Genomic DNA, 21208 nt, shown 5'->3' with positions numbered 1-21208 from the left:
TCTTTAACCACTAGGTATTTGATTTGAAAAAGGACGCTGAGAGGCGTCCTTTTTTTGTTTGGATTTTAGAAACTAATAAATTATTTTTGTTTATCTCTTTGCCTAATGTGTTCTTGCGTATCTAGTGGAATCAAATCTTTATATAAACTTTCAAGCTCTTTTGGTTTAGTAATTAGTTGATCCGCAATATAGTTCAATATACTAAACAATTTCTCAGCAATCTCAGCATTATCGTCTAAGTTTATCTGCCCAGGATGTACTGCGTTGTTTCCTACCACTCTCAGTAAGTCTAAAGCTTGCTGTATTGTAGGGCTTAATCCTTCCGTTACTAGCTCTCCTATATCATCATTTATTTTCTTACCACTTTTGCCTACTTGTTTTAATAGCATTTGAAGAGCTAGCCGTAAAAGAGCAGTAGAACCTTTAGGTGAGTCAATTAAAATAGTCGCAGCTTCCATATAAAGATCTTTTATACTTTCTTCTAAATCTTCATTAGGTGGTGGAATTGTGGTTCTTTTAGGATAAACAATTTGCTCATTTACCCATAAAGTAATTTCACTACATGAGCAGCAAGTAGCTATTGAAAAACCATTGGGTACAAATCTATTAAAAGTTTGTTTAAAGTCATGTGTGCTACTGTCTAAAAAATCGGAAACGAACTTTTGAGCATAATCCTGAACACCTTGTCTATAGTTTAAATAAATATGCTGAAAAATTGATATTACTGCATTACCTGCATTGTACCCATTAAACCATTCTTGGGTTGCAACGATATTACAGTGTGGACATTTAAATTTTTTACTTCCATGTTCTGGCAACATTTGCTGCTCCATAAGTTGACTAGATAACACGATATGATAACGGAAAATTTATATTAAAAATCAAAACATCTCAAATCCAAACTGACCCAACGCCTCTCTCAGCATCGCAATATTATAATAAGCGTGCGCGTTGACGGTGTTTTGAAAGAATATATATAGCGTATCAAAATGCTGACGCTGATTGGCAATTGCTTGCGCCCAATCCTGCATTTCCGCCTCGCTATAACGATAATCATGGCGGTCAGCGGCACTCATCGCATCCCACCAGTTTAGATTATTGCCATGCATACGCAGGTAGCCCGTACGCTGAGTAAATATTAGACGAGATGGCGGTAAACCGCTGACTTTGGGATAATCGACGCTACACCAAATCAACCCTTGTTTGACAAAACTATCGACCACTTGCGGGGTATGCCAGCCGTTATGACGAAACTCAACAGCGAGTGGGTAGTCCTGAAACCAACTGACAAGGTTTGCGAGATATAGACGATGCTCACGAGTACGATCAAAGCCATGTGGGAATTGTAATAATAATGGCGCTAGAGCATTGGCTTCGATAAGCGGGGATAGGGCATTTAAAAACGCTTGCGCATGTTCAGCAGTGCCCTTACGCGCATGAGTAAAGTCTTGATGCAGCTTGACCGCGAACTTCAACTCACTGTCTGCTTGTACATAGGCTTTATCGACCATACCAGCAAAGGCTTTTTGTCCAATGGGTGCGTAAAAAGTACTATTAATCTCAACTGCGCCGTATTGTTTGGCGTATTCACGTAAGAAGTCGGTTTTTTTGGTGCCAGTTGGATAAAGCGTACCGAGCAAATCGGTATCGCTATAACCGCCAGTACCGAGGTAAATACGCGGGGTAAGGTTACTGTCCATGTTGACCACTCACTGCTGTTTTTTGCTGATTAAAATATTGGGCGTGTTGGTTATTAGACTATTTCTTACGTGCCCAAAGCCATTCGATAAGTGCCATCAGCGCATCGGTGTCTGAGCTGTCGTCAAGCTCACGAGAAATGGCTGCACGCCCATCATCAAATAGCGATTGCGCATAGCTTGTCGCATTATTGACACCCATCAATTTTACATAGGTAGATTTATCTAACTTTTCATCACTGCCGGCAGGTTTACCAAGCGTATCAGTAGAGGTCGTTACGTCTAGAATATCGTCCTGAACCTGAAAGGCGAGACCGATATGCTGTGCACACTCTTGTAGAGCCATGCGCTGCGGAGCCGTCGCGCCAGCACAAATACCGCCCATCAACATCGCCGCTTCAATCAAGGCACCGGTTTTATCACGATGAATGGCTTCTAAATGATCTTGTGAGATGTCGTTACTGGCTTCGGCATTAAGGTCAAGCATTTGACCCGATACCATGCGTCTGGCACGTGGGGCAAATACAGCCAGAAGCTGGCTGGCAATAGCTGAGTCAAAAGGCGCAAAGGTTGGCAGCTCAGCGGTCAATACTTCAAAGGCTAGCGTCTGCAACACGTCACCAGCGAGCAGGGCGGTCGATTCTTCAAAGACGATATGAGCAGTTGGCTGACCACGGCGCAGCTCGTCATCGTCCATACATGGCAAGTCATCATGCACCAGCGAATAAGTATGCAGCAGCTCCACCGCCAACGCTGCACGGCGGCACATATCATAATCTGAGTCGTGTTCTAACAAAGATGCCAAGGCATTGTCTTTATCAGCGATTGTATCATTATGGCTATAAGTGCTGGAAAAAGCGCTGGCAACCAGTAGCGGACGTACCAATTTCCCTGTACCTGTCATTACATAGCGGCAAGCGTCAAGCAGCGGGCTTGGCAGCTCAGCATAATCAAATAACACTTCGATATCTTTGGCTAATTGCGCGCGCACCTCATGGTGAAACTGCTCTGTATTGCTAAAAGGGATAAAGCTAATAGGAACAACGCTCGACGTAGAAGAAACAGACATAACCCAACCTTCTATCAGGTGAATAATAAAAATATCGTTAGTGTAACATGATAGATTATATTCCTTATGCCACATGCATAATCCCTAATGTATTTTTTAAAGTTGTATATTAAAAATAGAAGGTTTGAGATCAAAAGCAGAAAGCTTGATATGAAAAGCAGCATGAAATAATGCAACAAGCCCTCGTTACGTATTATTGATTTAACTTAGTGGTTAAATATGTTTTGATAAGAGGCTGCATTTAAAGGTTAATCACTACAGTCTGATTCCATTATACAAACAATCACTTAAGGCAGATTGCTAGTCAGGTAAAGGGCTGCTGTGGATTTAAGAGTGACTTGCGAGTATGGTATTAGCTTGTGACAGTCGGGGGCATAATCCCCTACACTAATTGGCGTGAAATTGGTCTAGCGATTGATAACTGAGGTTTTACACCATTTATCAATCGAAAAACGGCTATAAGACCAAGTCTCAGTCAATAGCGACAATAGTAGTAATATAAGTACATAGAAAACCAGTACATAGCTATAAAGATACAGGCATAAGCGCTAGATAATAAAGATATCTTCACCGTTTAATTTGGCTCACTTTTATCCCCATTATCACAATGACGTCATTATTGTTGATTAGGATAAAAGGGCAGGTTAGCGGTGCTATTACCCATTTTTCTAACAATAACTGGCTATTTATTTTAATTTTAAAACGTAGCTTTCGTTATATAGCAAGGAGTTCCAAATGGTATACCAAGGAAATCGCATCACGGTGACAATGCTAGAGGATGGCATCGCCAACATGCAATACAACGCCGAAAATGAGAGCGTGAACAAGTTTGACACTGAAACCAACAAGCAATTTGCCGAAGTTGTTAATGCATTAGAAAAAGCGGATGACGTTAAAGGCTTAATCGTCACGTCAAGCAAAGGCGTCTTTATCGCTGGGGCAGACATCACAGAGTTTGTGGCTTCTTTTAAGCAATCAGAAGAAGAAATCAAAGATTGGGTTATTAATATCAATGACGCCTTCAATCGCTTCGAAGATTTGCCTTTCCCGAAAGTAGCGGCTATCAATGGTGCAGCGCTTGGCGGCGGTTGTGAGATGACCTTGGTTTGCGAATACCGCGTCATGAGCGACAAAGCCATCATCGGTCTACCAGAAACTCAATTGGGTATCTTCCCAGGTTTTGGTGGTACGGTTCGTAGTACGCGTGTCATAGGTATCGATAATGCGCTTGAGCTGATTGCGACTGGCACACCAAAAAAAGCATTTGATGCATTAAAACTTGGCTTGGTTGATGCGACTGTTGCTGCTGATGACTTGCAAGATGCTGCCATTGACCTAGTCAAAAAATGTATCTCAGGTGAGCTTGATTGGCAAGCAAAACGCGAAGAAAAGCTGGTTCCTGTTAAGTTAAATCAGCTTGAGCAAGCGATGGCGTTTAACAGTGCAAAAGGTATGATCTTTGCCAAAGCCAATCCTAAGCAATATCCTGCGCCAGCACTAGCTATCGCTGCTATCGAAAAACACGTTAACTTACCACGTGATAAAGCAATTGAAGTAGAAGCAGCAGGTTTTGCAAAAGCGGCTAAAACCCCACAAGCAGAAAGCTTGGTTGGTTTGTTCTTAAACGATCAATTGGTTAAAAAATTAGCCAAGCAGCACAGTAAAAAAGCACATGAAATCAATGAAGCGGCCGTACTTGGCGCTGGTATCATGGGCGGCGGTATCGCTTATCAAGCAGCCAGTAAAGGCTTGCCAATCATCATGAAAGACATCAAGTCTGAGCAATTAGACCTTGGTATGGGTGAAGCCAGCAAGTTACTTGGCAAAATGGTTGATCGCGGCAAAATGACCCCAGCAAAAATGGGTGAAACCTTAAGCCGTATCCGTCCTACTTTGAATTATGGCGACTTTTCTGAAACGGACATCGTAATCGAAGCCGTCGTAGAAAATCCAAACGTGAAGCGTGCGGTTCTTAAAGAAGTCGAAGGCTTGGTAAAAGACGACTGTATCCTAGCGTCAAATACCTCAACGATTTCTATTACTTTCTTAGCTGAAGCATTAGAGCGTCCAGAAAACTTCGTTGGTATGCATTTCTTTAACCCAGTACATCGTATGCCATTGGTTGAAGTTATCCGCGGTGAGAAGTCATCAGAAGAAGCGATTGCAACCACTGTTGCGCTAGCCTCTAAAATGGGCAAAGTACCTGTTGTGGTTAATGACTGCCCAGGTTTCTTAGTGAACCGTGTCTTGTTCCCATACTTTGGTGCCTTTGATTTGTTGCTTAAGCAAGGCGCTGATTTTGCTCATGTTGATAAAGTCATGGAAAAATTTGGCTGGCCTATGGGTCCTGCTTATCTCATCGACGTGGTCGGTCTAGATACGGGTGTTCATGGCGCAGAAGTGATGGCAGAAGGTTTCCCTGACCGCATGAAGCCTGATTATAAAGGCGCGATTGAGCTTTTATATGAAAACAAACGCTTGGGTCAAAAGAACGGCGTTGGTTTTTATAAATACGAAACAGATAGCCGCGGTAAGCCAAAAAAAGTGGCTGATGCGGCCACTTATGAGCTATTAAAAACTACGACTGATAGCGATAAGCAAACGTTTGAAGATCAAGCTATCATCGACCGCACCATGCTGGCTTTCTGTAATGAAACCGTCCGTTGCCTAGAAGACAACATCGTTAGCACGCCTGCCGAGGCCGATATGGCGATGATTATGGGCGTTGGTTTCCCGCCATTCCGCGGTGGACCTTGCCGTTATATCGACCAAATGGGTCTAGATAACTACTTGGTACTGTGTGAAAAATACGCGCATCTTGGCAAAGCTTATGAAGCGCCGCAAAAGATTCGCGATATGGCAGCAGCAGGCGAGACCTTTTACGCTACCGCGTAACAGGCAGTCATTACTAGGATGAAGTGCAGTACACATGCTCGATAAGAGAATTGGTAATTTATTTATTATCAATAACCTTCTAAATTAGATAGGCGAGCATTAGGGTACTGCCACTGACAATAAAAATTGAAAAGGAAGATAGTATGACAATTTTAAGTCCAAAAGACGTGGTCATCGTAGATGGTGTACGCTCAGCAATGGGTAAAACTAAAAACGGTATGTTTCGTCATGTCCGCGCTGATAGCATGTCTGCTGAATTGGTCCGTGCATTGGTTGAGCGTAATGACTTTGACCCACGTGACGTCGAAGACATCATCTGGGGTTGTGTCAACCAGACGCTAGAGCAAGGTCTAAACATCGGTCGTAACATCGGTCTGCTGGCTGGTATTCCAAAGACTGCGGGCGGTCAAACCGTTAACCGTCTATGTGGTTCATCTATGCAGGCGCTACACACTGCTGCGGCTCAAATCATGACCAACCAAGGTGATGTATTCATCATCGGTGGTGTTGAGCATATGGGTCACGTCGGCATGATGCATGGCGTTGATCTGAATCCTGAAGCGTCAAAGCATTATGCAAAAGCCTCAAACATGATGGGCTTGACCGCTGAAATGCTTGGTCGTATGAATAACATTACCCGTGAAGAACAAGATGCCTTTGGTCTTGAGTCGCATCGCCGTGCATGGGCGGCCACCACTGAAGGTCGTTTTGACAATGAAATCATCGGTATCGAAGGTCATGACGAAGCGGGTCGCTTGCAACTATGTACCGTTGATGAAGTGATTCGTCCTGATGCCACGATGGAACAAATGCAAAAGTTACGCCCAGCCTTTGATCCAGTAGGCGGTACGGTGACTGCTGCTACCTCATCTGCATTATCTGATGGTGCATCAGCGATGCTAATCATGAGCGCGCAAAAAGCTAAAGAGCTTGGTCTAAAGCCACGTGCTCGTATTCGTAGCATGGCGGTCGCTGGTTGTGATGCGGCGATTATGGGTTATGGTCCTGTACCTGCCACGCAAAAAGCGCTAAAACGTGCTGGCTTGAGTATCGATGATATGCAAACCATCGAGCTTAATGAAGCCTTTGCCGCGCAAGGCTTGTCTGTACTTAAAGCCTTGAACTTGACTGGTAAGCAGGACATCGTCAACATCAACGGTGGCGCGATTGCGCTAGGCCATCCACTAGGGTGTTCAGGTGCTCGTATCACGGTTACTTTGCTAAATGCCATGGAGCAATCAGATACTGAAATCGGTTTAGCGACGATGTGTATCGGTCTTGGTCAAGGTATTGCGACTATTATTGAGCGCGTTTAAGCCTATAGTATGGCAATAATTTTAAAATAGTTAAGCACTCTAATATGAACCCCTAGTTATCATAACTGGGGGTTTTCGTATTTATGAATCATAGTGGTTTACTTAGAATAAAAAGGTCATAAGTTGTTACTATCGCTTATCTCCATTGACGCATTCGCTAAACTGTGACTAAATAAGAGAGTAATTCATCATTATGATTTTAAGTCTGATATTCATTCTAAATCAGTTTAGAGCCGTCGGCTTCAGCCGTACAAGGAGTGTACTATGTCCACCATGATTACTGATCGTACCTACCGTATTGACCGTGAAAATACTCAAGCGATGATAATCGACGTGCAAGAGCGCCTAACACCGCATATCTATGATCATGAAAATATTCTCAAAAAAATAACGACTTTGATTAAAGGTCTGCAAGCGCTTGATGTTCCTATTATGCTGAATGAGCAATATAAAAAGGGCTTAGGCGAAACATTGCCTGAAATTTGTGAATTATTAGAAGGCGATAATGCTAAAAGTTTTGAAAAAGTCACCTTTAGTGCCTGTGATAATGACGATTCATGGAATCATCTTGCGCAGCAGAATCGAAGCATTATTTTATTATTCGGTGTTGAGGCACATGTCTGCGTGCTACAAACCGCGCTTGATTTGCTAGATAATGGCATGCAGCCAGTTATTATTGGTGATGCCGTCGGTTCGCGTTTCCCGTATGATAAAAAGCAAGCCATTCGCCGTATTCGCCGTGCTGGTGGGGTGATTACCACGGTTGAAACCATTCTGTTTGAGCTTTGCCGTAGTAGCAAAGACCCTGCGTTTAAAACCATTAGTAACTTGATTAAATAGCTATTGTCATTCTTTGCACAACAGATAGCGCTTACTAAGATAAGCGCTATTTTGTTTTTATGGTAACGCTAATTAACGATAGGTTAGCACCTTCTTTTATAGTCAGCTGACTCCAAAAATGTTATAAAGTAAATCAACTAAACGATTATCACTATAAATGACCATGACTTACTCCCTAGATTATCGCAAACAAGTCCTGAAAAGCTTAGATGAGGGCATGACCTTTGCTGAAGCTGCTGTTTTCTATGATATCAGTCCCACGACTATCCAGAAGTGGAAGAAGCGTCTTCACAGTAAAACCACTCGAGATATTAAGCCCTACAAAATAGAGGATGAAGCCTTAGCTCAAGATGTTAAGGATTACCCTGACGATTACCATTATGAGAGAGCTCAGCGTTTTAAATGTAGTCCAACGGGTATTAGTAAAGCCTTAAAGCGTATTGGTATTAGCAAAAAAAAAGACACTTGAGCATCCCAAAGCTTGTCCAGTAAAGAGAGCTCACTACCTAAAAAAACTTAACCACTTCATCTCTCAAGGCTTTGCTATTGTCTACATATACGCGCGTGGCTTTGAGAGTGAAACAATGCGCCCTTGTGGCTATGCACCCATTGGTAGCCCTTGTATTGACAGTTATAACTGGCAAGCTAAAGATCGAACCAATGTCATTGGTGCCCTATATGACAAAATGCTCTTTGCACTCGATTACTTAAAAACAAACATTAATAAAGGGATTTTCTATAACTGGTGCAAGTTCATACTAATACCAAAGCTTAAAAGAAAATGCGTGATTGTGATGGATAACGCTGCCTTTCATAAAAATAGGCGTATTCAAAAACTACTCAACAGACATGGCCATCGTATTCTATGGCTACCACCCTACAGCCCTGATCTAAATCCTATCGAGAAGAAGTGGGCTCAAGTGAAGTTCCTACGACAAGGCTGGATGGAAAATGACTTATCTAAGTTGTTTTATGATATTCATCCAAATCATAACTCTTTTGTAGTACAGTGACTATATAGCGCTTATAAAATGTATAATAATTGCTTATGCGTAAAGATAGAATGAAGCGATATACATTGTTAGAAAAATTAAGAGAAAATTTATGTCATCAGCTAATTCCATGTCATTCCCTAACCCAGCGCTTGCCTCAAACATTGATATAGATTATGTCACTCATTTCTTATTAGAGCTTGATGCGCTTAAACGTGTCAATCGACGTAGCTATGTGACAGGTACGACTCGCTTAGAGAACTCAGCTGAGCATTCTTGGCATTTAGCCATGGCATGTTGGTCCATTGCTGAACTGTTTGAACTTGATGTCAATCATGAGAAACTACTAAAGCTGGCGCTAGTACATGATTTGGGCGAAATTGACGCTGGTGATACTTTTTTATATGCTGATAAACGTGCTGATGCGCATGTTAAAGAGCGAGCTGGCATTGCGCGCTTACAAGCTGAGCTTGGTAATGGCATTAAAGATTTAAATGAGATTTGGGAAGAACAGGAAACTGGCAGCAGCAAAGAAACCCAGCTGCTGAAAGTGGTTGATCGCTTGTTGCCATTTTTGCTTAATTTAAATACCAACGGAAAAACGTGGATTGCATCTAATGTTACGCGCTCGCAAGTAGCTGGCGCGCATGCCTTTATTAAAGACAGCTTTCCGAGTATTTATGATTGGCAGACACGGCAGATTGAATTTGCCACCGCGCAGGGCTGGTTGATTGATGGTTAAATTTATAGCAGTATCACATTACTAAAAGCGTGTCTTTTTTATTTTGAACGGACTATGTTCTAAACAGACCAGCGTGTGCGATAAAGAAAATGCTATTTATTACTACCAGCATCCGTGGTTTGCTGGATGATTTTTTCTACTTGCATAAAATTTGTATGCCGCACATCTTTACCGCTGGTGCAAAAAATAACCAGCTCAGCAATGTTTTTAGCATGATCGCCCACACGTTCTAGGGCGCGCAATACCCAAAGTATATTCATCACTCTGGACACGTGGCGGCTGTCTTCCATAATATAGGTCAGCAAGGCTCGAGTGGCAGATTGATATTCTTCATTGACCGCAGCATCACTTTGCAAGACCGAAAATGCCTGCTGAGGATTCATCTGCGAGAAGGCGTCAATCGCATCAAGTAGCATCACGTGCACCTTGTTGGATAAATGCTGAACCTCTGCATATCCTCTTGGAGAAGCGCCGTCTTTAATTAACTTGCAGGCCATACGCGCGATTTTTTCTGCTTCATCTCCCACACGTTCAAAGTCAACAATACCTTTGCTAACCGCCATCACCAAACGCAAGTCATTTGCTGCGGGTTGGTGCTTGGTGACTAACAAAATGATTTGCTCATCGATTTTAATATCTAGCTGATTAATCAGCTGGTCGTCTGCAATCACTTTTTTCGCGGTCGCTTCATCTGCAGCTATCAAAGCGCGTGTCGCAACCATGACTTGCTCTGCTGCCATGTAACCCATTTGCATAAACAGCTCAATCACATCATCTAAGTCATTATCAAAACCCTTTGATAAATGTTTTTGCGTTATTAGCATGGCGGCTTCCTTACTCTTATAGATTTAAATAGGGGTGCAAACATAAAATAGATACTAAAAAATTAGTACTATCAGTACAGACTGTTTTAACCATGACGACCGGTAATATAATCTTCAGTCGCCTTTTGAGTGGGATTGGTAAATATCTGATTCGTCTCGCCCATCTCTACCATATCGCCCAGATACATATAGGCGGTATAGTCAGAGACGCGCGCCGCTTGCTGCATATTGTGGGTCACGATAGCAATCGTATAGTCGTTTTTTAAATCGGTAATGAGCTCTTCAATCGCGCCTGTCGAGATAGGGTCGAGCGCTGAGGTTGGCTCATCTAGGAGTAGTACTTCAGGTTTTGTCGCTACACCGCGAGCGATACAAAGCCGTTGTTGTTGACCACCGGATAAAGACAATCCTGATGCACGAAGTTTGTCTTTTACCTCAAGCCATAAAGCTGCCTTTTTGAGTGCCCATTCGACACGATTATCCATCTCAGCTTTGCTTAGCTTCTCGTAGAGGCGTACGCCAAATGCCACGTTGTCATAAATAGACATTGGAAATGGCGTCGGTTTTTGAAAGACCATGCCGACTTGTGCGCGTAGCAAGTTCACATCGATGTCTTTGCTCAAGATATTTTTGCCATCGAGGTTGATATTACCTTCTGCACGCATACCGGGATATAGATCATACATACGATTAAACGTACGTAATAGTGTGGATTTACCGCAACCTGAAGGCCCGATAAAGGCAGTCACTTTTTTGTCTGGAATATCAATATTAATATTTTTTAGCGCTTGAAAGTCACCATAATAAAAACTTAGGTCACGAATCTCTATTTTTGCAGCGGGCATATTTTTAGGAATATCATGAATTGTTTGCTTGGTTAGGCTGGCAATATCCGGTTGTTGCATCTGCGTGCTAGTAGACGTAGGTCTACTTAATGGATTGCCTGTTGTCTGATTGCCTGTTGCCTCATTGAAGCAATTAGCAGGCGCTTCTGTACGAACTTTGCTGATGACGTAATTCATAATTTTATCCAACCCAGCTCAATTAAAATTCAAGTAAATGCTCGATGTCACGTGTTCTATCGTCAGATTTATTTGGTCTGACCTCTACCACTGATGAATCTCGCCAAAATATTTAATACCAAGACAGAGATCGTAATAAGCAATGCTGCTGACCATGCCAGTGTGTGCCAGTTGTCATAAGGACTCATCGCAAACTGATAGATGGTATTGGGCAAGTTAGCAATGGGCTGACTCATGTCGGTACTGAAATACTGATTATTCAACGCTGTAAATAGCAAGGGTGCCGTCTCACCAGTGATTCTGGCAAAGGCCAATAGCACCCCAGTGGTGAGTCCTGCGCTAGCCGCCTTAATAGTAACCTGCGTCACCATTTTCCATTTAGGGGTGCCGAGTGCATAGGCCGCTTCACGAATACTATTGGGCACTAGATTGAGCATGTTTTCAGTGGTACGCACCACCACAGGAATGACAATCAGTGCTAGTGCCAATGCGCCTGCCCAGCCAGAGAAACTTTGACCTTTGACCATCAGCGCATAGATAAAGAGACCAATAACAATTGATGGGGCAGAAAGCAAAATATCGTTTAAGAAACGCGTCACTTTGCCAAGCATACTACCTTGAGAGAATTCAGATAAATAAATACCTGTCATCAGGCCAATAGGTGCGCCGATAAACAATCCTGAAAAGGCCAACATCACCGAACCAACAATGGCATTACGTAAGCCACCTGCACTCATGGGCGGTGGGGTATCAGCCGTAAATACAGGCAATTGTACGATGCCTTGAAAACCTTCAACAAACAACGTAAACAAAATCCAAGACAACCAGAACAAACCAAAAAACATTGCCGACATCGCAAAGCTTAGTCCTAGCTTATTGGCCCAGCGGCGCTTGTTATAAAGGCTGCGGTTATAACGACCTTCAAATCCTGTTTTGACTGGTAACGGTGCATTGGTTGCGTTGGTTGCATTATTAGAAGGCATCATATTTATTTTCCATATCTTTTATCAATCCTTCGAAGTCTGTCGAAACGTAAGAGGCTAGTCTAAGACTTATCGATTGCCTGCTTTATTATCCATGCGCATAAGCATCAACTTAGCCAGAGATAACACGATGAAGGTAATAACAAACAAGATTAAGCCCAAATGTAGTAGTGATGCCAAATGTAGCTCACTGGACGCTTCCGCAAACTCATTGGCCAAGGCCGAAGTAATCGTCACTCCAGAGGTAAACAGACTTGGACTGATATTAAAGGCATTACCAATTAAGAAAGTAACCGCCATCGTTTCACCCAATGCGCGTCCAAGCCCTAAAATTACGCTACCGACCACGCCAGCTTTGGTATAAGGTAGGATGATTTTGAACATCACCTCCCACGTCGTTGCACCCATGCCATACGCGGATTCTTTTAATAATTCAGGCACCACAGAAAAAACATCCCGCATGGTGGCCGCGATAAAAGGAATAATCATAATTGCCAGTACTAAGGAGGCGGTAAACATACCAAGCCCCATTGGTGCACCTGCAAAGAGCTTGCCGATAATAGGTAAAGGCCCTACGTGCTCAATGAACCATGGCTGAATGTGATCGCCAAAAAAAGGCGCAAATACAAATAATCCCCACATACCATAAATAATAGAGGGAATGCCTGCCAACAGCTCAATGGCCATACCCAATGGCTTTTTTAAGAAGTTAGGGCATAGTTCAGTCAAAAAGATAGCAATACCGAAGCTCACTGGCACAGCAATAGCGATCGCAATAAAGGAGGTGACAATCGTACCGTAAATAGGCGCAAGCGCACCGTATTGATTATTTACCGTATCCCAGTTATTGCTGGTATAAAACCCCAGTCCAAACTCAGTGATACTGGGCCAAGCGCCCACGATTAATGAGAGGAGGATGCCACCAAGCGACAACAGCACCAAGATTGCAAAGGCTTTGGTTGCATTGACAAACAGCGTATCGTAACGTCTTTGTTTAGCCAGTTGGGACCTTAAATCATTCATAAGTGTCTCAGCGTTGAATAGAATCAAGTCAAAATAGTAAAAGAGGTTTTATCACAACAAACTTAAAAAGACCTTTAAATTTTCTGTGATAAAACCTCTCAAACCCCTACCGGAGAATAGTGGTTTGAGAGGCTGGCTTGAGAGTGATTATGCAATCACTAGGATAAACAGGTTATTGTGCAGGTTTATAGACAGGTTGACCGTCGCTGCCTTTGACCTCACTCCATTTTGATTTAAATAAGGCAACCGCAGTATCAGAGAAGGGTACGTAATCAAGTGCCATAGCGTCGTCATCACCTTGCGCATAAGCCCAGTCAAAGAATTTCAATACACCAGCGATTTGTTTGGCATCTTGTGGCTGCTTATGTACTAAGATAAAAGTGGCTGCGGCGATTGGCCAAGCTTGCTCAGTCTCAGAATCAGTAATGACTTTATAGAAACCTTCTTGCTGTGACCAATCGATATCACCTGCCGCGGCAAAGGTCTCTGCAGATGGCTGTACGAAGTTACCAGCAGCATTCTTAAGTGCCGTGTGTGACATTTTGTTCTGTTTAGCGTACGCATATTCAACATAACCGATAGAGTTTTTCATACGGTTGACGTAACTTGAAACGCCTTCGTTACCCTTGCCGCCTGCACCAGTGGCAGATGTTGGCCATTTAACGGTTTTATCAACACCCACTGAGTCTTTCCAGTCTGGTGATACTTTTGCCAAATAATCCGTGAAGTTAAAAGTCGTACCTGAACCGTCTGAGCGGAATACGGTGGTGATTTGGGCATCAGGTAGGGTCAAATCTGGATTCAATGCTTTGATAGCAGGATCATTCCAGTTACTGATTTTACCCAAATAAATATCGGCTAAGGTTTTACCGTCTAGCTTCAACGCGCCTGGCTCAATACCATCAATATTGACAACTGGCACGACGCCGCCGATGACTGTTGGGAACTGTATCAGACCGGCTTCGTTTAACTCTTCTGGTGTCATCGGCGCATCAGATGCCCCAAAATCTACGGTCTTCGCAACGATTTGTTTGATACCGCCCGATGAGCCAATAGACTGATAATTGACCTGACCACCTGTGGCTTTGTTGTAGGCATCTGACCACTTAGCATAGATAGGCTGTGGAAAAGAAGCACCAGCTCCGGTAATGTTCATCGATACATTTTCAGCTGAGCTAGCACTAGCGTCGCCACTAGCAGCGGTTTCTGATGGTGCTGTGGTTGCTGCGTTGGTTTTCTCGCTCTCATTGTCGCTCGTCGTTTGGTTACAAGCGGCTAATGTCAAAGTGCTAGCGATTGCTACTGCCATGAATGAATAACGCATTATTTCTCCTAAAATTAATCAATTTTGAGTATCAAGCATTTATAAATAACAATAACAGTGGTTTGCTGAAATGATGCTCTGCGGTTAATAAGGAGAGTTTGACAAATGAATATGACAGTTTGATGACATAAAGCCTTTTTATCACAAAAAAAACGACTGAAAAAAGACAGTATTAAAAAACATAAGAAAGGAGTAGGCACAAAAAAAGCATAGGCAGTATTCTGGTTACTGTCTATGCTCATGTTGCCCAATATTACTTGTGACAAGCGTTTTTACTTAGATAAATGGTATTAGATTTTAGCGCTACCTAACAGTTGCCCCATTTGAACGATGGAGCCATGCTGCATGGTATCTTGCCAATCCGTTTTTGCCGCTTTTGGCAGTATTACAATTGCGGTTGAACCTAAATAAAAACGACCAAGCTCGTCACCTTTTTTAAAGCTCATATCATGATCGGCTTCTTGAATATCATCAGTACGGCTAATTTTACCCGTTGCTACTGTCTCAATCCCAGCGACAATCATCGCACCGACCATCACTACCGCCGCTTTACCATAGGTAGTATCAAACAGACAGACGAGGCGCTCGTTACGAGCAAACAAATCCGGTACATTGGCAGCCGTGGTATTATTGACCGAAAACAGTGTACCAGGGACATAACGAGTTTTAATAAGAGTGCCATCGAATGGCATATGTACACGGTGATAGTTGCTTGGGGCAAGATAGACCGTGGCAAAACTACCGTCAGCGAAATAATCGCCATCTGCGCTATTCGCTAAGAGCTGACCGATATCATAGTCACGACCTTTTGCTTGCAGTAGTTTATGGTCATGAATCTGCCCAAGCTGCGAAATCATGCCATCTGCAGGACTAACAATACCATTGATACTGGTATCGATAATACGGGCATTGTCTTGGAGCTCACGAGTAAAGAAATCATTAAAGCTCTCATAAGCGTTTAGGCTTTGACGCTCATATTCATCTAGACTAACATCATATGCTTTGGCAAAACTGCGGATAAATGTACGCTTGACCCAAGGGTGGCGGCTGGCAGCTAAGCGTCCTGCGACTTTACTGATTTTTTGCTGCGGTACAAATTGCTGTAAGGTAGTAAATACATTCATAATAGATGACCAAAGTAGGGATTAAAAATAGTTATTAAAATAAAAAGTTATATTAAAAAATCATAGATAGGCAGTTTTATAGCTAGATTTATTTATAAATATAATCATAAGTACATGCATCGATAATTGTATTTTATCATGGTCTGCAGCAGACTGTATGACCATAATCGTTAAAGGAAGTAAGCAATGAGAGCTCTTATTCAGCGAGTCAAACATGCCAGTGTCAGCGTTGATGGGCAGGAGGTTGGCGCTATTGATTTTGGAGTACTGGCGTATATTGGCTTGGGGCACGATGATAACCTACAAAGTGCGCAGCGGATGATTGATAAAATCTTGACTTATCGACTCTTTGACAATGATGACGATCCAGCCAAATACGGTAAACTCGATAAAAATATCCAGCAAGTCGGTGGTGGGCTATTATTGGTCTCACAATTTACTCTGCTGGCAAAGACGGACAAAGGACGCCGCCCTGACTTTGGTAGCGCAATGACACCTGATATGGCTCAAGCTTTATTCGCACAATTGGTTGATTACGCAAAGACGCAGTATCTAACGGTTGCAACGGGTCGGTTTGGCACTGATATGCAAGTGTTGAGTGTTAATGATGGACCATTAAACTTTTTATTGGAAGTGCATTAAGTCATTAGCAGGGCTACTAAGTATTATAAATCTAAGAGTAAATGTCATTAAGCTGTCATAATTAAGCCCTTTAATAAAGAAACGCTTATTTGCGTTTGTTACGGCTTTTATAAACTCTATTTTGTCCTCTAACACTAAGAATACATTATGTCTAAAGAGCAAATTTTGATTGTTGAAGATGAAGACGCCATTCGTGAAATGGTCGTCATGACGCTAGAGATGGCAGGCTTTGATAGTTTACAAGCAGCGGATGTGTCAGAGGCGCACCAACAAGTGGTCGATCACCGTCCGGCACTGATTTTATTAGACTGGATGTTGCCCGGTGATAAAAGTGGTATTGATTTTTGCCGTATGCTAAAAAGCGATACGCTGCTCGCCGAGATACCGGTTATTATGTTGACTGCTAAAAGTGAAGAAGACAGTAAAGTGCATGGTCTTGACGCAGGCGCTGATGATTATATGACCAAGCCTTTCTCGACTCGTGAGCTTATCTCAAGAATCAAAGCGGTATTGCGACGTAGTAACGCGCTAAGCGGCGACAAACCTATCAGTATAGGCAGGCTAACTTTAGATGCCAAAAGCCAACGCTTTATGGTGGGTGATGACATTATCGATATGGGTCCGACAGAATATCGCTTATTGGCGTTTTTTATGAGCCATCCTGAGCGCGCCTATACCCGTGCCCAGCTGCTCGATCAAGTATGGGGTGGTAATGTCTATATCGAAGATAGAACCATTGATGTTCACGTAAAGCGTTTACGCACATTACTACGTCCACATGATTGTGATACATTGATACAAACGGTACGCGGTACAGGTTATCGATTTTCTAGCCGTATCGAAAAAGGGTAATCGCTAGCAATATGGATATTGTATAGTGTCGCCTTTTATCGGAAGCGGCTGATAGTAGAAAAATTATAAAAAATAATGGATAAATAAAAATGCCTATCCAAGATAAATACCAACGTCCCATAAATCAACTTAAAAAAATCAGAAGTGCTTTACGAGCATTACGTGATGCTGTGATTTTGCTCAATGACGATGATGGAATTGAATGGTGGAACCAAGCGGCGCAGGATTTATTATTGTTACAATCTTCAGATAAAGGCAGGCGTATTTTTGACTTCATTCAAGTGCCTGAATTTATGAAGTATTATCAGGAGGCAACGACGATTAATAGTGATGCCGATGAGAGTGTGAATATCGTCTCTTGGCAAGACCCAAACCGCTATCTAAAGTGTGAGCTGACGCCATTTGGCGATGAAAAACTACTGATCATTTATGATGTGACCCGCTTGCAGCATTTAGAAGCGATGCGCCGCGACTTTGTGGCCAATGTCTCGCATGAGCTGCGTACGCCATTGACGGTCTTGATGGGATATCTGGAGAATTTCTCTGATCAGCCAGATATGCCTTCACACTGGCGCCGCGGCTTTGAGTTGATGACTCAGCAGACAGCTCGTATGAACAGGGTAGTCAATGACTTATTGCTCCTGTCTCGCATCGAAATCGAAGAAACTCATGCGTTTGATGATATCGACATGACTAGGCTACTCACAAATGTCTATGATGACGCGCAAGCATATAACCAAGAATACAAGCATACCATTCACCTGCATATCGATACCTATGACGGGCTATATGGCTCAGAGATGTACTTGAATAGTGCACTGTCTAATCTGGTGATTAATGCCATTAAGTACACACCAAAAGGCGGTAATATCTCTATCAGCTGGACTAAGACTGCTGAGGGTTGCCGATTTGCGGTTGAAGACAATGGTATCGGTATCGCACCAAAGCATCTTAGCCGTTTGACCGAGCGTTTTTATCGTGTTGACAGTGGGCGTAGCCGAGCAACGGGTGGCACAGGACTTGGACTGGCTATTGTAAAACATGTGTTATATCAGCATGAAGCGCGCTTGCAGATTGAGTCTGTAGAAGGCGTAGGCTCGACATTTAGTGCCGTGTTCCCAAATAACCATGTACGATCTGCCGCAATGAATTAATGCTTAATACACTTTAATCCTTTTGCAAAAGTGGATAAGGATTTACCGCGCTACCATTAATATAAATTCCATAATGAACATGCGGCGGTGTGCCTTTAGCATTGCCGCTATCACCCACGTAACCAATGGTATCACCGGCATTTACCCAGTCATTGGGAGAAATGTCAGCATAGTCTTCCAAGTGCGCATAATAGTGTCCTGCGCCGCCTGGTCCCACTATCATAACGACGCGACCGCCTAACGCATTTTCGCCTACCTTGCTGACGATACCTTGGGTCGTCGCTTGAATCGGCGTGCCGCGCGCCGCAAAAATATCAATCCCTTCATGTGAGCGGCCTTGACTACGAGCAGCGCCCCACGTATCAGTCAGATGCTGCTTGGGTAGCGGATTTGGCAGGCTATTCTCTGTTGGTAGCGGATGTTGCAATAGGCTAAGCTGCTGCCATTTTGCTATGAAAAATGATTGAGTTTGTTGGCTGATACTCGGTAATAATCTGTCAAATACGAATAACAGCATCAGCAATACTGCGGCCTTGATAAGTACGCTAATTGCGCGGCTGATAAACCTAGGGTTTGGTTGTTCATGATTGCCATCTATTCGCATTGAAATCTCTTTGAGTTTTTGAATGAATGCCAACAGATATTATATAAGCTAAGTTCTCTATTATTTGTATGCCATTGTTATCTCTGGCTTTTATCCCCATAAATATAACGTTTACGTGTCTTTAAAATAACCCTTACCTAAAATACCAATGTTACTATCTATTACTGCTTTCCATAATTCTTGGCTGAACCTTTATGACAGACACTGCGCTTGTTATCGATACCGAAACCGATCAAGGTCGTGATCCACGTCCTATCCAAGTGGCGACGATTAATGTAGCTACGGGCTTTGAGTGGATGAAATACTTTAATAGTGGTCGATCAATATCGCCAGTTGTGATTAGAGTCCATGGTATTACCGATGACGATGTAGCAGGTCTTGAGCGGTTCGAGCTTGAGCAGTTTGAGGTACCTGAGTATCTTATTGGGCATAATGTACGCTTTGATTGGCGGGTGATTGGCAGTCCTTCCGCTAAGCTAATTTGCACCGTTAGGCTGGCGCGCGTCGCATTTCCTGAATGGAGCGCCTATGGTCAGTCCAAGTGTATCGAGCAGTTATTGGGCAAAGGTGAGGCTAGTAGGATGACGATTGCTGCTCATGATGCGCTCGGTGATGCTCGTATGTGTTATCTGCTGTATCAGGCTTGCTGCGAGCGCTTAGCGATTGCACCAACTGATTTTGCAGCAGCGCATGCTATTGCCAATAAAGCCAATCCAGTTAGTAAAATGCCCTTTGGTAAGCATAAAGGCATACCAATCAAAGATGTACCTATTAGCTATATAAAATGGATGCTGGGTAATATCCACAACATGCAGCCGTCGCTTTATTCTGCATTGACCAAACGCATCAAGGCAGAAATTGCAAAAGAATAAATAGACGGCTTCTTTGCTAGATAGACGCTGAAACCGATTGATTATTTAGCCAATCAATCGCCATTTGCCACAGCTTAGGCGCTTTAGCATTGGTCCTGCTGCTAAAATAACGCATGTGACCGATGCTACTAACACCAAAATCTTTGGGATCTAAAAAGTGTTTTTCTGCTGGCATTTTGGTAAAGACACGAATCATATCATCCATATTTTTGCTATTGGCAATCTCATCATCACTAAACCCTAGCCATAATGCTGGCATATCGATCTCATCATAAAAATGCGTGTGTATACTTTTACCAAAGGCGGTCTTGATATAACCTGCGCCATTACACCACTCACGCCATTGACGAGCGACGCCGCGCGGCAGCGGCTCGCCCATGCCGATTTTATCCGATGGCGTATAGCCTAACGTCAAATTAGTGAGAGGAATAAATGCTTCCATAAAACCTATGGCTTTGAGCTTATAAGGCATGTCCATGTTTTTGATGCGACCTGATGAGCAGGCGACATTAAATACTGAAGCAATAGACTGGTAATTTGGCATCAAACCAATCAGCTGACCGCCAGCGCTATGACCAATCAAATGATAATTGGCATCGGTAAATTCATCTTGCAAGGCATCAAGGACGGCTGGCATGTCATGACGACCCCAGCTGATTAGAGACGCATCACATTTTGCCAAATCGGTGGACAATGACTCGCCGATGCCTTCATTATCAAAGGTTAGTACACCAAAGCCATGCTCGGCTAAGTAAGTGGCAAAGTTATGATAAAACTGGCGTTTGATACCTGTTGCTGGCGCGATCATAACCGCTGTTTTTACCTCATTTTTAGGACGATAGACAGTCGCTGCCAATGCCTGATTGCGATCGGTCATAATGCTTAATGAATAAGCCTCTGTTTGAGTAATGGTAGGGTTATTTTCCATGGTTGAAACTTAATATATTGTTATCGTTTTTATGAATGAGCTTTGTTAGAAAAGAGAAGGCGTTAATTTGTAATAAGCTGCCAATGTGTAGCCTTAAAAATGTAGTAATTGCGTAGTGATAAATGGTTGCGACCGCGTGATAGCATTGCTTATGTTAAAATAAATCTCAGTAGGGAAGGCGCTCAAATATGACTTCTAAGTTCTATCCCAATTTATCTTGCATGATATGATCCATTAAGTCTGGACTGAATAACTATCTTGACTATTCCATATGCACGGATAAAAATACTTTAACAAACAAGTTC

The 21208-nt window shown here is 42.9% G+C and carries 21 protein-coding genes; 10 read left to right on the top strand and 11 right to left on the bottom strand.

All coding sequences use genetic code 11. The features are described from left to right. Positions 1-80: 80 nt before the first annotated feature. From AC0J5Y_RS11115 to AC0J5Y_RS11105, 3 genes are read right to left on the bottom strand one after another with little or no spacing between them, the layout of a single operon-like run. Positions 81-821 carry a DUF4145 domain-containing protein gene (locus AC0J5Y_RS11115; protein WP_475130736.1) on the bottom strand — a complete coding sequence of 247 codons (741 nt, stop codon included), beginning with the start codon at positions 819-821 and terminating at the stop codon, positions 81-83. A 60-nt stretch (positions 822-881) separates the two neighbouring features. Continuing rightward, on the bottom strand, positions 882-1700 hold the full coding sequence (locus AC0J5Y_RS11110) for a DUF72 domain-containing protein (RefSeq protein ID WP_475130735.1): 819 nt from the start codon (positions 1698-1700) through the stop codon (positions 882-884). A 58-nt stretch (positions 1701-1758) separates the two neighbouring features. After that, positions 1759-2766, bottom strand: a complete 1008-nt coding sequence (locus AC0J5Y_RS11105) for a polyprenyl synthetase family protein (RefSeq protein WP_475130734.1) — start codon at positions 2764-2766, stop codon at positions 1759-1761. 735 nt (positions 2767-3501) lie between these two features. On the opposite strand from AC0J5Y_RS11105, the gene fadB reads away from it, so the two are divergent. The 6 genes from fadB (at position 3502) to AC0J5Y_RS11075 (ending at position 9551) form a co-directional block, all read left to right on the top strand. Then, a complete protein-coding gene (gene fadB / locus AC0J5Y_RS11100) occupies positions 3502-5661 on the top strand; it encodes a fatty acid oxidation complex subunit alpha FadB (RefSeq protein WP_475130733.1) in 2160 nt (719 codons plus the stop codon). 143 nt (positions 5662-5804) lie between these two features. Then, the gene (gene fadA, locus AC0J5Y_RS11095; RefSeq protein ID WP_475130732.1) at positions 5805-6977 is read left to right on the top strand and encodes an acetyl-CoA C-acyltransferase FadA; all 1173 of its coding nucleotides are present in this window, start codon (positions 5805-5807) and stop codon (positions 6975-6977) included. Between the two features lie 264 nt (positions 6978-7241). Then, positions 7242-7817, top strand: coding sequence for an isochorismatase family protein (locus AC0J5Y_RS11090; protein WP_475130731.1), 576 nt, complete (start codon positions 7242-7244; stop codon positions 7815-7817). A gap of 157 nt (positions 7818-7974) precedes the next feature. Beyond that, positions 7975-8286 carry an IS630 transposase-related protein gene (locus AC0J5Y_RS11085; protein ID WP_475130346.1) on the top strand — a complete coding sequence of 104 codons (312 nt, stop codon included), beginning with the start codon at positions 7975-7977 and terminating at the stop codon, positions 8284-8286. Then, a complete protein-coding gene (locus tag AC0J5Y_RS11080) occupies positions 8258-8830 on the top strand; it encodes a transposase (protein ID WP_475130347.1) in 573 nt (190 codons plus the stop codon). Before AC0J5Y_RS11085 ends, AC0J5Y_RS11080 begins: the two co-directional genes overlap by 29 nt. A gap of 91 nt (positions 8831-8921) precedes the next feature. Beyond that, positions 8922-9551, top strand: a complete 630-nt coding sequence (locus AC0J5Y_RS11075) for an HD domain-containing protein (RefSeq protein ID WP_475130730.1) — start codon at positions 8922-8924, stop codon at positions 9549-9551. 92 nt (positions 9552-9643) lie between these two features. Here AC0J5Y_RS11075 and phoU read toward each other — a convergent pair whose 3' ends face one another. The 6 genes from phoU to asd form a co-directional block, all read right to left on the bottom strand. Next, on the bottom strand, positions 9644-10375 hold the full coding sequence (gene phoU / locus AC0J5Y_RS11070) for a phosphate signaling complex protein PhoU (protein ID WP_475130729.1): 732 nt from the start codon (positions 10373-10375) through the stop codon (positions 9644-9646). Between the two features lie 86 nt (positions 10376-10461). Beyond that, a complete protein-coding gene (gene pstB, locus AC0J5Y_RS11065) occupies positions 10462-11220 on the bottom strand; it encodes a phosphate ABC transporter ATP-binding protein PstB (RefSeq protein WP_475132161.1) in 759 nt (252 codons plus the stop codon). A gap of 245 nt (positions 11221-11465) precedes the next feature. Continuing rightward, a complete protein-coding gene (gene pstA, locus AC0J5Y_RS11060; protein WP_475132160.1) occupies positions 11466-12380 on the bottom strand; it encodes a phosphate ABC transporter permease PstA in 915 nt (304 codons plus the stop codon). Between the two features lie 69 nt (positions 12381-12449). Continuing rightward, positions 12450-13403: a phosphate ABC transporter permease subunit PstC gene (gene pstC, locus AC0J5Y_RS11055; RefSeq protein ID WP_475130728.1), complete on the bottom strand. Its 954-nt coding sequence runs from the start codon at positions 13401-13403 to the stop codon at positions 12450-12452. A gap of 172 nt (positions 13404-13575) precedes the next feature. Further along, the gene (gene pstS, locus AC0J5Y_RS11050) at positions 13576-14727 is read right to left on the bottom strand and encodes a phosphate ABC transporter substrate-binding protein PstS (RefSeq protein WP_475130727.1); all 1152 of its coding nucleotides are present in this window, start codon (positions 14725-14727) and stop codon (positions 13576-13578) included. A gap of 290 nt (positions 14728-15017) precedes the next feature. Further along, positions 15018-15851 (bottom strand): archaetidylserine decarboxylase, encoded by an 834-nt coding sequence (gene asd / locus AC0J5Y_RS11045; protein ID WP_475130726.1) that lies wholly within the window; start codon positions 15849-15851, stop codon positions 15018-15020. Positions 15852-16037: 186 nt separating this feature from the next. Here asd and dtd point away from each other — a divergent pair, with 186 nt between their 5' ends. The 3 genes from dtd to phoR all read left to right on the top strand — a co-directional run bounded on the left by dtd (position 16038) and on the right by phoR (position 18499). Further along, complete coding sequence (gene dtd, locus AC0J5Y_RS11040) at positions 16038-16493, top strand: D-aminoacyl-tRNA deacylase (RefSeq protein WP_475130725.1); 456 nt, start codon at positions 16038-16040, stop codon at positions 16491-16493. A 147-nt stretch (positions 16494-16640) separates the two neighbouring features. Then, the gene (gene phoB, locus AC0J5Y_RS11035; RefSeq protein WP_475130724.1) at positions 16641-17345 is read left to right on the top strand and encodes a phosphate regulon transcriptional regulator PhoB; all 705 of its coding nucleotides are present in this window, start codon (positions 16641-16643) and stop codon (positions 17343-17345) included. Positions 17346-17434: 89 nt separating this feature from the next. Then, positions 17435-18499, top strand: a complete 1065-nt coding sequence (gene phoR / locus AC0J5Y_RS11030) for a phosphate regulon sensor histidine kinase PhoR (protein WP_475130723.1) — start codon at positions 17435-17437, stop codon at positions 18497-18499. A gap of 13 nt (positions 18500-18512) precedes the next feature. Here phoR and AC0J5Y_RS11025 read toward each other — a convergent pair whose 3' ends face one another. Then, on the bottom strand, positions 18513-19103 hold the full coding sequence (locus AC0J5Y_RS11025; RefSeq protein ID WP_475130722.1) for a M23 family metallopeptidase: 591 nt from the start codon (positions 19101-19103) through the stop codon (positions 18513-18515). 194 nt (positions 19104-19297) lie between these two features. Between AC0J5Y_RS11025 and AC0J5Y_RS11020 the strand changes: the two genes are divergently transcribed. Beyond that, complete coding sequence (locus AC0J5Y_RS11020; RefSeq protein WP_475130721.1) at positions 19298-19975, top strand: 3'-5' exonuclease; 678 nt, start codon at positions 19298-19300, stop codon at positions 19973-19975. A 16-nt stretch (positions 19976-19991) separates the two neighbouring features. On the opposite strand, the gene AC0J5Y_RS11015 is transcribed toward AC0J5Y_RS11020, so the two are convergent. Then, entirely contained in the window at positions 19992-20903 is a 912-nt protein-coding gene (locus AC0J5Y_RS11015; RefSeq protein WP_475130720.1) for an alpha/beta hydrolase family protein, read from the bottom strand. Positions 20904-21208: the final 305 nt, after the last annotated feature.

The sequence above is a fragment of the Psychrobacter sp. TS_SC_6 genome (genome assembly GCF_056156305.1).
The sequence above is the reverse complement of the archived record's forward strand: the minus strand, read 5'-3'. Positions and strand labels throughout refer to the sequence as shown.

Bases quoted from the DNA above. Each gene is read 5' to 3' on its own strand.
- AC0J5Y_RS11115 (WP_475130736.1), bottom strand. From the start codon at position 821: ATGTTGCCAGAACATGGAAGTAAAAAATTTAAATGTCCACACTGTAAT.
- AC0J5Y_RS11110 (WP_475130735.1), bottom strand. From the start codon at position 1,700: ATGGACAGTAACCTTACCCCGCGTATTTACCTCGGTACTGGCGGTTAT.
- AC0J5Y_RS11105 (WP_475130734.1), bottom strand. From the start codon at position 2,766: ATGTCTGTTTCTTCTACGTCGAGCGTTGTTCCTATTAGCTTTATCCCT.
- fadB (WP_475130733.1), top strand. From the start codon at position 3,502: ATGGTATACCAAGGAAATCGCATCACGGTGACAATGCTAGAGGATGGC.
- fadA (WP_475130732.1), top strand. From the start codon at position 5,805: ATGACAATTTTAAGTCCAAAAGACGTGGTCATCGTAGATGGTGTACGC.
- AC0J5Y_RS11090 (WP_475130731.1), top strand. From the start codon at position 7,242: ATGTCCACCATGATTACTGATCGTACCTACCGTATTGACCGTGAAAAT.
- AC0J5Y_RS11085 (WP_475130346.1), top strand. From the start codon at position 7,975: ATGACCATGACTTACTCCCTAGATTATCGCAAACAAGTCCTGAAAAGC.
- AC0J5Y_RS11075 (WP_475130730.1), top strand. From the start codon at position 8,922: ATGTCATCAGCTAATTCCATGTCATTCCCTAACCCAGCGCTTGCCTCA.
- phoU (WP_475130729.1), bottom strand. From the start codon at position 10,375: ATGCTAATAACGCAAAAACATTTATCAAAGGGTTTTGATAATGACTTA.
- pstB (WP_475132161.1), bottom strand. From the start codon at position 11,220: ATGCCCGCTGCAAAAATAGAGATTCGTGACCTAAGTTTTTATTATGGT.
- pstA (WP_475132160.1), bottom strand. From the start codon at position 12,380: ATGCCTTCTAATAATGCAACCAACGCAACCAATGCACCGTTACCAGTC.
- pstC (WP_475130728.1), bottom strand. From the start codon at position 13,403: ATGAATGATTTAAGGTCCCAACTGGCTAAACAAAGACGTTACGATACG.
- pstS (WP_475130727.1), bottom strand. From the start codon at position 14,727: ATGCGTTATTCATTCATGGCAGTAGCAATCGCTAGCACTTTGACATTA.
- asd (WP_475130726.1), bottom strand. From the start codon at position 15,851: ATGAATGTATTTACTACCTTACAGCAATTTGTACCGCAGCAAAAAATC.
- dtd (WP_475130725.1), top strand. From the start codon at position 16,038: ATGAGAGCTCTTATTCAGCGAGTCAAACATGCCAGTGTCAGCGTTGAT.
- phoB (WP_475130724.1), top strand. From the start codon at position 16,641: ATGTCTAAAGAGCAAATTTTGATTGTTGAAGATGAAGACGCCATTCGT.
- phoR (WP_475130723.1), top strand. From the start codon at position 17,435: ATGCCTATCCAAGATAAATACCAACGTCCCATAAATCAACTTAAAAAA.
- AC0J5Y_RS11025 (WP_475130722.1), bottom strand. From the start codon at position 19,103: ATGCGAATAGATGGCAATCATGAACAACCAAACCCTAGGTTTATCAGC.
- AC0J5Y_RS11020 (WP_475130721.1), top strand. From the start codon at position 19,298: ATGACAGACACTGCGCTTGTTATCGATACCGAAACCGATCAAGGTCGT.
- AC0J5Y_RS11015 (WP_475130720.1), bottom strand. From the start codon at position 20,903: ATGGAAAATAACCCTACCATTACTCAAACAGAGGCTTATTCATTAAGC.